Annotated in this window: 11 protein-coding genes; 5 read left to right on the forward strand and 6 right to left on the reverse strand. The window is 66.6% G+C overall.

Translation table 11 applies throughout. The features are described from left to right. The first annotated feature begins 37 nt into the window (after window positions 1–37). From ACOAPY_RS18440 to ACOAPY_RS18450, 3 genes are read left to right on the forward strand one after another with little or no spacing between them, the layout of a single operon-like run. Window positions 38–679: an oxidoreductase gene (locus ACOAPY_RS18440; RefSeq protein WP_076583838.1), complete on the forward strand. Its 642-nt coding sequence runs from the start codon at window positions 38–40 to the stop codon at window positions 677–679. Further along, window positions 679–1,290: a class I SAM-dependent methyltransferase gene (locus ACOAPY_RS18445; RefSeq protein ID WP_465154257.1), complete on the forward strand. Its 612-nt coding sequence runs from the start codon at window positions 679–681 to the stop codon at window positions 1,288–1,290. The genes ACOAPY_RS18440 and ACOAPY_RS18445 overlap by 1 nt, the downstream gene beginning before the upstream one ends. Window positions 1,291–1,327: 37 nt before the next feature. After that, window positions 1,328–3,931, forward strand: coding sequence for an EAL domain-containing protein (locus ACOAPY_RS18450; RefSeq protein WP_465154258.1), 2,604 nt, complete (start codon window positions 1,328–1,330; stop codon window positions 3,929–3,931). A gap of 7 nt (window positions 3,932–3,938) precedes the next feature. Here ACOAPY_RS18450 and ACOAPY_RS18455 read toward each other — a convergent pair whose 3' ends face one another. The 6 genes from ACOAPY_RS18455 to mpl all read right to left on the reverse strand — a co-directional run bounded on the left by ACOAPY_RS18455 (window position 3,939) and on the right by mpl (window position 9,453). Continuing rightward, on the reverse strand, window positions 3,939–4,979 hold the full coding sequence (locus ACOAPY_RS18455; RefSeq protein WP_465154259.1) for a TRAP transporter substrate-binding protein: 1,041 nt from the start codon (window positions 4,977–4,979) through the stop codon (window positions 3,939–3,941). Between the two features lie 112 nt (window positions 4,980–5,091). Then, window positions 5,092–6,417, reverse strand: a complete 1,326-nt coding sequence (locus ACOAPY_RS18460) for a TRAP transporter large permease (RefSeq protein ID WP_465154260.1) — start codon at window positions 6,415–6,417, stop codon at window positions 5,092–5,094. Next, a complete protein-coding gene (locus ACOAPY_RS18465) occupies window positions 6,417–6,923 on the reverse strand; it encodes a TRAP transporter small permease subunit (RefSeq protein WP_377740459.1) in 507 nt (168 codons plus the stop codon). Before ACOAPY_RS18465 ends, ACOAPY_RS18460 begins: the two co-directional genes overlap by 1 nt. A gap of 121 nt (window positions 6,924–7,044) precedes the next feature. Continuing rightward, the gene (locus ACOAPY_RS18470) at window positions 7,045–7,332 is read right to left on the reverse strand and encodes a YceK/YidQ family lipoprotein (protein WP_465154261.1); all 288 of its coding nucleotides are present in this window, start codon (window positions 7,330–7,332) and stop codon (window positions 7,045–7,047) included. Then, window positions 7,325–7,954: a flavin prenyltransferase UbiX gene (gene ubiX / locus ACOAPY_RS18475; RefSeq protein ID WP_465154262.1), complete on the reverse strand. Its 630-nt coding sequence runs from the start codon at window positions 7,952–7,954 to the stop codon at window positions 7,325–7,327. Before ubiX ends, ACOAPY_RS18470 begins: the two co-directional genes overlap by 8 nt. Window positions 7,955–8,100: 146 nt before the next feature. Next, window positions 8,101–9,453, reverse strand: coding sequence for a UDP-N-acetylmuramate:L-alanyl-gamma-D-glutamyl-meso-diaminopimelate ligase (mpl, locus tag ACOAPY_RS18480; protein ID WP_465154263.1), 1,353 nt, complete (start codon window positions 9,451–9,453; stop codon window positions 8,101–8,103). A 199-nt stretch (window positions 9,454–9,652) separates the two neighbouring features. On the opposite strand from mpl, the gene ACOAPY_RS18485 reads away from it, so the two are divergent. Then, on the forward strand, window positions 9,653–11,020 hold the full coding sequence (locus ACOAPY_RS18485) for a glutamine synthetase family protein (RefSeq protein ID WP_465154264.1): 1,368 nt from the start codon (window positions 9,653–9,655) through the stop codon (window positions 11,018–11,020). A gap of 118 nt (window positions 11,021–11,138) precedes the next feature. Further along, window positions 11,139–12,527: an aldehyde dehydrogenase family protein gene (locus ACOAPY_RS18490; RefSeq protein WP_465154265.1), complete on the forward strand. Its 1,389-nt coding sequence runs from the start codon at window positions 11,139–11,141 to the stop codon at window positions 12,525–12,527. Window positions 12,528–12,551 lie beyond the last annotated feature (24 nt).

The raw sequence follows: 12,551 nt of genomic DNA on the forward strand, positions 1-12,551 counted from the left end.
TTCGCTCTAAGCTGATACTGAACAGCGGAGGAACAGCATGTACCTGACGCCCCAGCACATACTGCTCGCCGGAGCCACCGGCCTGACGGGCGAGCACCTGCTTGATCGCCTGCTCAGCGAGCCGACCATCAGCCGCGTGCTCGCCCCCAGCCGCAGCCCGCTGGCCGAGCACGCCCATCTAGACAACCCGGTCGGCCAGCTGCACGACCTGCTGCCACAACTCGACGGCAGGATCGACGCGGCCTTCTGCTGCCTGGGCACCACCATTCGCCAGGCGGGTTCGCAGGAGGCGTTCCGCGCCGTCGATCAGGAGCTGGTCCTGGCCTTCGCCCGCCGCGCCCGCGAACTGGGCACCCGCCACCTGCTGGTGATCAGTGCCCTGGGCGCCGACCCGCGCTCCTCGGTGTTCTACAACCGGGTCAAGGGCGAGACCGAGGAAGCCCTGCAAGCCATGGGCTGGCCGCAACTGACCATCGTGCGCCCATCGCTGCTGCTCGGCCCGCGCCGCGAGTTCCGTCTCGGCGAGCGCCTGGCCGCACCGCTAATGCGCTGGATTCCCGGCAAGTACCGCGGCATCGAGGCCGCCGTGCTGGCCCGCGCGCTGTGGCGCCTGGCGCTGGAAGAGGGCGAAGGCACGCGGATCGTCGAGTCCGATGAGCTGCGCCGCCTGGGGCGCTGATGAAGTTCTACGACGAGAAGATTCTGCCGCACCTGATCGACTTCGCCTGCGGCATGGGCCAGGTGATGAAGACCCGCGCCCAGATAGTGCCGCAGGCCAGTGGCCGGGTCCTGGAGATCGGCATCGGCACCGGGCTCAACCTGAGCTTCTACGATGCGGACAAGGTCCGCACCATCGTCGGCGTCGACCCGGCTGCACAGATGCAGAACCTGGCACGCCAGCGTGCCGCCGCCATCGACATCCCGGTTGAGATGATTGCCCTGGAGCTGGGACAGATCCAGGCAGCCGACGCCAGCTTCGACAGCATCGTCTGCACCTTTACCCTGTGCACCATCCCCGATCCGTTGGCCGCGCTGCAGGAGATGCGGCGGGTACTCAAGCCCGACGGCCAGTTCCTGTTCGCTGAGCATGGCCGCGCGCCGGACCTCAGGGTACGCGCCTGGCAGGACCGCCTCACACCACTGTGGCGACCATTGGCCGGCGGCTGTCACCTCAACCGCGACATCCCCGCACTGCTCAAGGCCGGGGGGTTCAGCCTCAGGGAAGTACACAGCCGCTACCTGCAAGGGCCGCGACCGCTGACCTGGGTCTGGTACGGCTGGGCCGAATGAGCGCACCGCCATGCGTTTTGCACCTAGGGTGTATCGCATGATCAGTAACCTTGTGCCCAAAATCCGCCCGCCTATCGCCCTGCTCGTCGGCGGCCTTCTGCTCGCCACCTGCGGCCAGGCATGGGCGACACGCGAGGTGCGCGTTGGTACCTACGCCAACGAGCCCAAACTGATACTGGATGCCAACGGCAGACTCAGTGGCATTTTCGGCGATCTGCTGCGCGAGATCGCCCACCAGGAAGGCTGGCAGCTGACGCCCGTACCCTGCGAATGGCAGCGCTGCCTGGAGCTGGCCCGCGACGGCCAGCTCGATCTGCTGCCGGACGTGGCCTGGAGTGAAGAGCGCGCCAGCTACCTGAGTTTCCACCGGACACCGGCACTGTTCAGCTGGTCACAGCTCTACAGTTCACGCGACCTGCGCCTGGACTCCATCCTCGACCTGCGCGGCAAGAAGATCGCGGTGATGCGCGGCTCGGTGCAGGAGACCCACCTGCGCACCCTGCTCGAAAGCTTTGGCCTACCCGCCGAGCTGGTACTGGTCGACAGCCTGGAAGAAGGCTTTCGCCGGACTGCCGCCGGCGAGGCAGACGCCGCCGTTGCCAACCAACGCTTCGGCGACTACCACGCGGAACGCTTTACCCTGCGCAATACCCCGATCATGTTTCAGCCGGCACGGCTGTTCTTCGCCACCCGCCTTGGCTACAACGCCGACCTGCTGACAACCATCGACCGCCACCTGCGGCAGTTACAGGCCCAACCCAACTCGCCGTACTACGACATCCTGCAGCGCTGGGGCGCTCGACCGCCGCAACTGGAGATTCCCACCACGCTCTGGGTCGGGCTGGGCGCACTCGCGGTCCTGTTCCTGCTGGCCTCGGGCGGGGCGCTGCTGCTACGCCGCAAGGTCGCCGAACAGACGCGCCACCTGCTCAACAGCGAGCTACGCCTTAACACCATCCTCGACAGCGTAGAGGCCTACATCTACATCAAGGATCCGCAGTTCCGGTACCAGTACGCCAACCGCAAGGTCTGCGAACTGTTCGGTCGGCCGCGCAACGAGGTCATCGGCCAAACCGACGAAGCCTTCTTTGATTCGAGCACCGTCGCCCAGTTGCGCCACAACGACCGTCTCGTACTGGAGGAAGGTGAGCGGGTGCAACAGGAAGAGGTCAACCGCAGCCTGGACGGCAAGTGCGAGCAGGCCTATCTGTCGGTCAAGCTGCCGTTGCGGCGCCCGGACGGCAGCATCTATGCGCTATGCGGTATCTCCACCGACATTACCGAACACAAGAAGAACCTTGAGCAGATCCACCAGCTAGCGTTCTACGACCCGCTCACCGGCCTGCCCAATCGCCGCCTGTTGCAAGAGCGCCTGCAGCAGGCTCTGGCGCGCCACCAGCGCAGCCACCAGGAAGGCGCCTTGCTGTTCATCGATCTGGACAACTTCAAGAACCTCAACGACACCCTTGGCCACGCCATGGGCGATCAGTTCCTGCAGCAGGTGGCGCAGCGGCTGCGTGGCCAGGTGCGCCAGGAAGATACCCTGGCGCGCCTGGGCGGCGACGAGTTCGTGCTGATGATCGAGGGATTGCTCGGCAGCGGCAGCACGGCGCTCGGCGAAATCGAAACGGTGGCCAGCAAGCTGCTGGCCAGCCTGGCGCAGCCTTATGAACTGCAGGGTCAGTTGCACAACAGCAGCGCCAGCATCGGTGTGACGCTGTTCTCCGACGCCCAAGGCACGGTGGAGGAGCTGCTCAAGCGTGCCGATCTGGCCATGTACCAGGCCAAGGCCGCGGGGCGCAATGCGGTGCGCTTCTTCGACCCCCAACTGCAGGCCGAGGTTCTGGCGCGCATGCAGATGGAAAACGACCTGCGCCAATGCTTGAACGACGGACGCGGCCTGCTGCTGCACTACCAACCGCAGGTGGACCGCGACGGTCGCCTGATCGGCGCCGAAGCCCTGATACGCTGGCAGCACCCGCAGCGCGGACTGATTCCCCCTGCTGAGTTCATCCCGCTGGCCGAGAGCACCGAACTGATCTTCCCGCTGGGCCGCTGGATACTGCGCGAGGCCTGCCGCCAGCTGGTGGCCTGGCAGGGGCATCCGCTGCTCGGCAGTCTGCCACTGGCCGTCAACGTCAGCGCGCGGCAACTGCACCGCCCGGATTTCGCCGACGAAGTGCTGGCCATCCTGGCGGAAAGCGGCGCTGATCCCGAACGCCTGGAGCTGGAGCTGACCGAAAGCCAGCTGGCGCAGGATGTGGAGGCCATCATCCTGCGCATGCAGGAGCTGTGCGGCCATGGCGTCAGCTTCTCGCTGGATGATTTCGGCACCGGTTACTCCTCGCTCGGCTACCTCAAGCGCCTGCCCCTGTCGCGCCTGAAGATCGACCGCTGCTTCGTCCGCGACCTTCTGGAGGACGCCAACGATGCCGCCATCATCCGCACCATCGTCGCCCTGGGCCAGACGCTGGATCTGGAAGTGATCGCCGAGGGGGTGGAGAACGCGGAGCAGCGCAATGCTCTGCTGCAATCGGGCTGCCAGCTGTTCCAGGGCTATCTGTTCGCCACGCCCGGACCGGCACGCCTGCTCGAGCTGTGGCCAACCCCCTGCGGCGACGCAAGCACCGCAGGGCGCTGAACGCTCATCAGCGATAGGGCGGACCGGCCTTGTCCATCAGCGCGTTGTAGCGCTTGAAGGTCTCGACCACCTTGGCGCAGCGCGGGCTGGTCTTGGCGATCTCGTCCCAGAACTTGCGCGCCTCGTCCTCCACCGTCTGCCACTCCGCGGCCGGGATGGTGGTCAGCTTGAGCTTGTCGCCCTCCACCCGCAGCTTGGCCTCGCCGCCCCAGTACCAGTGCTGGCGGTAGTAGTGCGAGCTGTCCATGCACAGACGGAACAGGTCCTTGAGCTTGTCCGGCACTTCCGCCCACTTCTCCGAGTTGGCGAAGTAGGAACCGATCCAGGCGCCGGAGATGTTGTTGGTGAGGAAGTACTTGGTGACGTTGGCCCAGCCCACCGTGTAGTCCTCGGTGATGCCGGACCAGGCGATGCCATCCAGCTCGCCGGTCTGGATCGCCACCTCGACGTCCTCCCAGGGCAGCGTCACCGGGATCACCCCGAAGCGGGAAAGGAACTTGCCGGCGGTGGGGAAGGTGAACACCCGCTTGCCCTTGAGGTCGGCCAGCTTGTTGATCGGCTCGACCGTGGCGAAGTGGCAGGGGTCCCAGGCGCCGGCACCGAGCCAGGTCACGCCCTTGACCTCGGCGTAGGCCTCCTCCCAGATCTGCCGCAGGCCGAACTGCTCGAACAGCACCGGCACGTCGAGGCTGTAGCGGGTGGCGAAGGGGAAGTAGCCACCGAACACGGCGACGTCGACCGGCGCGGCGATCGAGTCGTCGTCACTCTGCACCGCATCGATGGTGCCTTTCTGCATGGCGCGGAACAGCTCACCGGTGGGCACCAGCTGGTCGGCGAAGTACAGCTGGATCTCCATCTGCCCCTCGGCGACCTTGTTGAACGCATCGATGGAGGGCTTGATCACGTGCTCGGCCAGCGCCGGGCCGGCGTAGGTCTGCAGGCGCCAGGTGATCTTCTTCGGTTCCGCGGCGTAGATGTGCGCCGAGCCCAGGGCTGCAGTGCCGCCGGCCAGCGCGGCGGTCTGCAGGAACTTGCGTCTCGTAGTCATGCTGTCGTCTCCAAGCGTTGAATGGAGCCGCACCATTGCGCCTCCCCTCTCTCCCAGACCGGCGCTCGCACAACAGACACTCCCGGGCCGCCGCCCTGAAAACCGATTTGCCTCAGCCGCCGTAGTGCCACTGCGGCAGCCACAGGGCGATCTGCGGGTAGATCATCACCAACACCAGGGTCAGCGCCATGATCGCCACGAAGGGCGTGACCGAGCGGTAGATGTCGCCCAGGCTCACTTCCGGCGGCGCCATGGCGCGCATCAGGAACAGGTTGTAGCCAAACGGCGGGGTCATGTAGGCCATCTGGCAGGTGATGGTGTAGAGCACGCCGTACCACACCAGGTCGAAGCCCAGGCTGCCCACCAGCGGCACGTAGAGCGGCGCAACGATCACCAGCATGGCGGTGTCATCGAGGAACATGCCCATCACGATGAACGACAGCTGCATCAGGATGAGGATTTCCCAGGGCCCCAGCCCCAGGTCCCCGACGAAGAAGCCCTCGATCGCCTTGACCGCGCCGAGGCCGTCGAACACGGCGCCGAAGCACAGTGCGGCGAGGATGATCCACATGAACATGCAGCTGATGCCGAGCGTCTTGCGCAGGGTCTCCTCCATCACCTTGCGCGTCAGCCGGCCCTGCACCAGCGCCGCCAGGGTGGCGGCCAGGGCGCCGACCGCCGAGCTTTCCACCAGGCTGGTGATGCCGAGCATGAACAGCCCGGTCATCGACACGAAGATGAACAGCGGCAACAAGCCGGCACGTAGCAGGCGCAGCTTCTCGCCCAGGCTGATCTCGGCACGCTCTTCCAGGGTCAGTGGCGGCCCCATGTGCGGCTGCAGGCGGCAGCGCACGGCGATATAGAGCACGAACAGGCCGGCCATCAGCAGGCCTGGCAGCACCCCGGCCAGCCACAGCTGGCCGACCGGCTGGCGGGCGATCATGCCGTACAGCACCAGCACCACGCTGGGCGGAATAAGGATGCCCAGCGAGCTGCCGGCCTGGATCACGCCGGTGACCATGATCTTGTCGTAACCGCGCCGCAGCAGTTCGGGCAAGGCAATGGTCGCGCCGATGGCCATGCCGGCCACGCTCAGCCCGTTCATCGCCGAGATCAGCACCATCAGGCCGATGGTGCCGATGGCCAGGCCGCCGTGCAGCGGCCCCATCCACACATGGAACATGCGGTACAGGTCGTCCGCCACCCCCGACTCGGAGAGCATGTAGCCCATGAACACGAACATCGGCAGGGTCAGCAGCGGGTACCACTTCATTAGCTTCATCGCCGCGCTGAACGGCAGCTCGGCGCCGCCATCGCCCCACAGCAGCAACGCCGCGGCCGCCGCGACGAAACCGATGGCACCGAATACGCGCTTGCCGGTGAGCAACAGCAGCATCATCGAGCTGAACATCAGCAGGGCAATCAGACCATGATCCATCACAGCGTCTCCCCGCGCACCGCAGCAATATCCTTGAACAGCTGTGCCAGCGCCTGCAGCAGCATCAGGGCGATACCGACCACCATCAGCACCTTGATCGGGGCCATGCGCGGCGACCAGGCCGAATAGCTGGTTTCGTCGTATTCAAAGGCGTAGTGGGTCGAGGACAGGCCGCCGTACAGCAGCACCGCCAGGTAGAACAGCAGGAAGAGGATGGTGACGGCATCCACCCAGGCGCGCGTGCGCGGCTGCCAGCGCCCGTAGAGCAGGTCCATGCGCACATGGTCCCCCAGCTGCATGGCGTAGGCGCCACCCAGCAGGAAGTAGGCGACCATCAGAAACTGCGCGGTTTCCAGCGTCCAGATCGCCGGGGTGAAGAAAGCCTTGCTCAGCGATGAGTAGAGCAGAACCCCCAGCATGACGAAGATCAGGTACATGGCGCAGCGCCCCACAAACCTGTTCACGCGGTCTACAACACGCACATACGCTCGGATTGCCTGATGCATGTCCTTGCCTGCGACACCGACATTTTTTCGTCAGCCTAGACGAGGATTGGCCGATGCCAACCCAGGTCGCGCAGAAACAGACCGCCCAGTCGAGCGCAAAGGCTCTAGCGCAAGGAGCGCCTTAGATGCCGCCGGAAACGCTGAGACCGACGCCCAGTTCGGCAGCCACCGCAAACGGCAGCAGCAGGGTCTCCAGCACGGCGGCGAACGGCAGGTCGAGTCCGGGATAGCGAGGCGCCTCGGCGCCGAAACGCTCCACCGGACAGCAGCCGCCCTGCAGGGTGTACCAGTCCAGGCGCGCACCGGAGTAGATGATCGGCGCGCCAGGCTTGGCCGCATCCAGGGTGCGCACGCTGGCGCAGCCGGGCAGCAGCGCGCAGGCCAGCAGCAGGAGCAGGCCCTTATTCATCGCTGGTCAGATGGTGTTCGCCCCAGCGCGGCAGCATGTCCTGCGGCACACCGAGGCAGTTGAGGATGCGCGCGACGACGAAGTCGACCAGATCGTCCAGCGTCTGCGGCTGGTGATAGAAGCCCGGAGACGCAGGCAGTATGGTCACGCCGAGGTTGGACAGCTTGAGCATGTTCTCCAGGTGGATGCTCGAATACGGCGCCTCGCGCGGTACCAGGATCAGCTGGCGGCGCTCCTTGAGCACCACGTCGGCGGCGCGCTCGATCAGGTTGTTGCAGGCACCGGTGGCAATCGCCGAGAGGGTGCCGGTCGAACACGGCACCACCACCATGGCGCTGGGCGCGCCGGAGCCGGAGGCCGGCGGGGCCATCCAGTCTTCCTTGCCGTACACGCGGATCTGCCCGGGCGCGGCGCCGGTGTACTCGCTGAGGAACTGCTGCATGGCCTGCGGCTTGGCCGGCAGGCTGACATCGGTCTCGGTAGCCATCACCAGCTGCGCGGCCTTGGAGATCAGGAAATGCACCTCGCGTTCTTCCTGCACCAGGCAATCGAGCAGGCGCAGGCCGTACTGGGCGCCGGAGGCGCCGGTCATGGCCAGGGTGATGCGTTCGGGACCGTTCATGTGTATTCCTCGGAATGCTTATCTCCCCTCTCCCCCTAGAAGAGGGGCCGGGGCGGGCCGCGTGGGATGAGGGCGCACCAGGCAACTCCGAGCTGCCCATTGCACCCTCACCCCTGCCCTCTCCCGGCGGGAGAGGGGGTTACTGTCTACTTGGCCAAGGCGCTAGCCAGCTTGCCGTGCAAGCCGCCGAAGCCGCCGTTGCTCATGATCACCACCTGGGTGCCGGGCGCCGCCACGGCCTTCACCCCCGCGATGATGGCCTCCAGCGAGTCGCAGACCTCGGTCGGCACCGTGGAGCCGGCCACCGTCGCGGCCAGGTCCCAGCCTAGGTTGGCCGGGGCATACCAGAACACCTGGTCGGCCTGCACCACGGAGTCGGCCAGGCCGTCGCGGTGGGCACCCAGCTTCATCGAGTTGGAGCGCGGCTCGATTACCGCGATCACCTGGGCGGCGCCGACGCGCTTGCGCAGGCCGTCCAGGGTGGTAGCGATGGCCGTCGGGTGGTGGGCGAAGTCGTCGTAGAGGGTCACGCCCTGCACTTCCGCGACCTTTTCCATGCGCCGCTTGACGCTCTTGAAGCTCGACAGCCCGGCGATGCCCAGCTCCGGCACCACGCCAACATGGCGCGCCGCCGCCAGGCAGGCCAGGGCGTTGGCCACGTTGTGCTGGCCGGTCAGTTCCCACTCGACCACGCCTTCGACCTTGCCGTCGAACACCACCTCGAAGCGCGAGCCGTCTTCGCTGAGCAGGCGCGCCTGCCACTGGCCACCGTCGCCGGTGGTCTGCACCGGGGTCCAGCAGCCCATCTTGATCACACGGGCCAGGGCCTCTTCGGCCTGCGGATGGATGATCAGGCCCTCGCCCGGCACGGTGCGCACCAGGTGGTGGAACTGCCGTTCGATGGCCGCCAGGTCCGGGAAGATGTCCGCGTGGTCGAACTCCAGGTTGTTGAGGATCGCCGTGCGCGGGCGGTAGTGGACGAACTTGCTGCGCTTGTCGAAGAAGGCGCTGTCGTACTCGTCGGCCTCGACCACGAAGAACGGCGTGCCGCCCAGGCGCGCCGACACCCCGAAGTTCTGCGGCACGCCGCCAATGAGGAAGCCCGGGCTCATGCCGGCATGCTCCAGCACCCAGGCCAGCATGCTGCTGGTGGTGGTCTTGCCGTGCGTACCGGCAGCGGCCAGCACCCAGCGCCCCTGCAGCACATGGTCGGCCAGCCACTGCGGGCCGGACACATAGGGCAGGCCCTGGTTCAGCACGTACTCGACCGCTGGGTTGCCACGGCTCAGCGCATTGCCGACCACCACCAGGTCCGGCGCCGGCTGCAGGTGCGCGGGGTCGTAACCCTGCATCAGTTCGATGCCCTGGGCTTCGAGCTGGGTGCTCATGGGCGGGTAGACGTTGGCGTCGGAACCGGTGACGCGATGACCAAGCTCCTTGGCCAGCACGGCCAGCGACCCCATGAAGGTGCCGCAGATGCCGAGGATGTGGATATGCATGGATGACCTCTGGATACCGGCCCGCAGGCCGGGGCGAAATTGGCCGCAGGTTAGCACAGCGCAATCGGACTGAGGCCCCGCCCCGGCGGTTCCGGACGCCGGCGAATTTTCGTCTAGAGTCAAAGGCAGCCGGCCTGGCCGGCCCGTTTCCCGACAACAAGAACCAAGGGGCAAGACGCCCCGCCAGGGAGTACTACGGATGACCGCCCCGCTCACCCTTGCCCAGCTGCGCCAACTGGCCGAAGCCGGCAGCGTCGACACCGTCCTGGCCTGCATGGTCGACATGCAGGGCCGCCTGATCGGCAAACGCTTCCAGGTCGAGTTCTTCCTCGACAGCGCCTACGAGGAAACCCACGGCTGCGACTACCTGCTGGCCGACGACATCGACATGGAGCCGGTGCCCGGCTACGCCGCCGCCAGCTGGAAGCGCGGCTACGGCGACTTCGTGTTCAAGCCTGACCTCTCCACCATGCGCCTGGTGCCCTGGCTGGAAGGCACCGCCCTGGTGCTGTGCGATGTGCAGGACCATCACCACCAGGACCTGCCGCACAGCCCGCGCGGCATCCTCAAGCGACAGATCGCCCGCCTCACCGAGCGCGGCTACCAGGGCATGTTCGCCTCCGAGCTGGAGTTCTACCTGTTCGACCAGAGCTACGAGAGCATCCACGCCCAGCACTACCGCGAGCCGCGCACGGCCAATTACCACATCGAGGACTACGGCATCCTGCAGACCATCCGCGACGAGCCGGTGCTGCGCGCCATCCGCAAGCACCTGCAGGCGGCCGGTATCGCCGTGGAGAACTCCAAGGGCGAATGGGGCCCAGGCCAGGAAGAGATCAACGTGCGCTACGCCGACGCGCTGACCATGGCCGACAGCCACAGCATCATCAAGCACGCCTGCAAGGAGATCGCCCTGCTGCAGGGCAAGGCCATCACCTTCATGGCCAAGTGGAACTACAACCTGGCCGGCTCCAGCAGCCATATCCACAACTCGCTGTGGAGCCTGAAGGGCAACAAGCCGCTGTTCTTCGACGCCAAGGCCGAGTTCGGCATGTCCAAGCTGATGCGCCAGTGGGTGGCCGGCCAGCTCAAGTACGCCGGCGACATCACCTACTTCCTCGCCCCCTACATCAACTCCTACAAGCGCTTCCAGGCCGGCACCTTCGCCCCCACCCGCGCGGTGTGGAGCAACGACAACCGCACCGCCGGTTTCCGCCTGTGCGGCGAGGGCGGCAAAGGCATCCGCATCGAATGTCGCATCGGCGGCGCCGACCTCAACCCCTACCTGGCCTTCGCCGCGCTGATCGCCGCCGACCTGGCCGGCATCGACGAACAGCTGGAGCTGCCAGCCCCATTCTCCGGCGACGCCTACGCGCACGACGAACTGCCCGAGGTGGCCAAGACCCTGCGCGGCGCCACCAGCGCCCTGGAGCAGTCGCGCATGTTGCGCGCGGCCTTCGGCGACGAGGTGGTCGAGCACTACCTGCACACCGCGCGCTGGGAGCAGCAGGAGTACGACCGCCGGGTGACCGACTGGGAACTGCGCCGCGGCTTCGAGCGCTACTGACCTCACTCCCCTCTCCCACTCGTGGGAGAGGGGCCGTGGGAGAGGGACGGACCACGCCCTTTCCTATCCCTCTCCCGCAAACGGGAGAGGGGGATGATCACAGGGAGTTCTATCGAGCATGAACCATATCCGCCTGATCTCGCCGGTCGACGGCAGCCTCTATGCCGAGCGCCCGCTTATCGGCAGCCACCAGCTGGAGCAGGTCCTGCACCAGGCCCAGGAGGCCCAGCGCGCCTGGCGCCAACTGACCCTCGAACAACGCGCCGGCTACTGCCTGAAGGCGGTGGACGCCATGCTGGCAATGAAGGAAGAGATAGTCCCCGAACTGGCCTGGCAGATGGGCCGCCCGGTGCGCTTCGGTGCCGGCGAACTGCGCGGCTTCGAGGAGCGCGCACGCTACATGATCGGCATCGCCGCCAGCGCCCTGGCCGACGTGGTGCCCGAGCCGAGGGAAGGCTTCCGCCGCTTCATTCGCCGCGAGCCGCTGGGCACCGTGCTGGTGGTGGCGCCGTGGAACTATCCCTACCTGACGGCGGTGAACGCGATCATCCCGGCACTGATGGCCGGCAACGCCGTGCTGCTCAAGCACGCCAGCCAGACCCTGCTGGTCGGCGAGCGCTTCGCCCAGGCCTTCGCCCACGCCGGCCTGCCGGACGGACTGTTCCACAACCTGGTGCTGGACCACGGCCAGACCGGCGCACTGATCGCCTCCGGGCAGGTGCAGCAGGTCAACTTCACCGGCTCGGTGGAAGGTGGACGGATGATGGAAAGCGCCGCCGCCGGCCATTTCATCGGCGTCGGCCTGGAGCTGGGTGGCAAGGACCCGGCCTACGTGCGCGCCGATGCCGACCTGGCCCACGCGGTGGAGAATCTGGTCGACGGCAGCTTCTTCAATTCCGGGCAGAGCTGCTGCGGCATCGAGCGCATTTATGTGGACAAGACGCTGTATCCGGCCTTCGTCGAAGGCTTCGTCGAGCTGACCCGCCAGTACGTGCTGGGCAACCCGCTGGACCAGGCCACCACCCTAGGCCCGCTGGTGCGCGCCCAGGCCGCCGAGTTCGTCCGTGGGCAGATCGCCCAGGCTACTTCCCGCGGCGCCAAGGCGCTGATCGACGCCAGCCGCTTCGCCGCCGACGCCCCCGGCACGCCCTACCTGGCACCGCAGGTGCTGGTGCAAGTCGACCACGAGATGGCAGTGATGCGCGAGGAAAGCTTCGGCCCGGTGGTCGGCATCATGCCGGTGGCCAGCGACGCCGAAGCCATAGCCCTGATGAACGACAGTCCCTACGGCCTCAGCGCGGCGATCTGGACCAGTGATCTGGACGCCGCCGAGCGACTCGGCGAGCAGCTGGAAGCCGGCACCGTGTTCATGAACCGCTGCGACTACCTCGACCCGGCCCTGGCCTGGACCGGGGTCAAGCACACCGGGCGCGGCGCCACCCTGTCACGCCTGGGCTACGAGCACCTGACCCGGCCCAAGTCGTTCCATCTGCGTCATGCCTTGTAACTCCCCTCTCCCACTTGTGGGAGA

This window comes from Pseudomonas stagnisoli (genome assembly GCF_048595745.1).
In the GTDB taxonomy this organism is placed as follows: domain Bacteria; phylum Pseudomonadota; class Gammaproteobacteria; order Pseudomonadales; family Pseudomonadaceae; genus Aquipseudomonas; species Aquipseudomonas alcaligenes_A.

What these genes read in the sequence shown, in the direction of transcription:
- ACOAPY_RS18440 (WP_076583838.1), top strand. Translation starts at nt 38, where the DNA reads ATGTACCTGACGCCCCAGCACATACTGCTCGCCGGAGCCACCGGCCTG.
- ACOAPY_RS18445 (WP_465154257.1), top strand. Translation starts at nt 679, where the DNA reads ATGAAGTTCTACGACGAGAAGATTCTGCCGCACCTGATCGACTTCGCC.
- ACOAPY_RS18450 (WP_465154258.1), top strand. Translation starts at nt 1,328, where the DNA reads ATGATCAGTAACCTTGTGCCCAAAATCCGCCCGCCTATCGCCCTGCTC.
- ACOAPY_RS18455 (WP_465154259.1), bottom strand. Translation starts at nt 4,979, where the DNA reads ATGACTACGAGACGCAAGTTCCTGCAGACCGCCGCGCTGGCCGGCGGC.
- ACOAPY_RS18460 (WP_465154260.1), bottom strand. Translation starts at nt 6,417, where the DNA reads ATGGATCATGGTCTGATTGCCCTGCTGATGTTCAGCTCGATGATGCTG.
- ACOAPY_RS18465 (WP_377740459.1), bottom strand. Translation starts at nt 6,923, where the DNA reads ATGCATCAGGCAATCCGAGCGTATGTGCGTGTTGTAGACCGCGTGAAC.
- ACOAPY_RS18470 (WP_465154261.1), bottom strand. Translation starts at nt 7,332, where the DNA reads ATGAATAAGGGCCTGCTCCTGCTGCTGGCCTGCGCGCTGCTGCCCGGC.
- ubiX (WP_465154262.1), bottom strand. Translation starts at nt 7,954, where the DNA reads ATGAACGGTCCCGAACGCATCACCCTGGCCATGACCGGCGCCTCCGGC.
- mpl (WP_465154263.1), bottom strand. Translation starts at nt 9,453, where the DNA reads ATGCATATCCACATCCTCGGCATCTGCGGCACCTTCATGGGGTCGCTG.
- ACOAPY_RS18485 (WP_465154264.1), top strand. Translation starts at nt 9,653, where the DNA reads ATGACCGCCCCGCTCACCCTTGCCCAGCTGCGCCAACTGGCCGAAGCC.
- ACOAPY_RS18490 (WP_465154265.1), top strand. Translation starts at nt 11,139, where the DNA reads ATGAACCATATCCGCCTGATCTCGCCGGTCGACGGCAGCCTCTATGCC.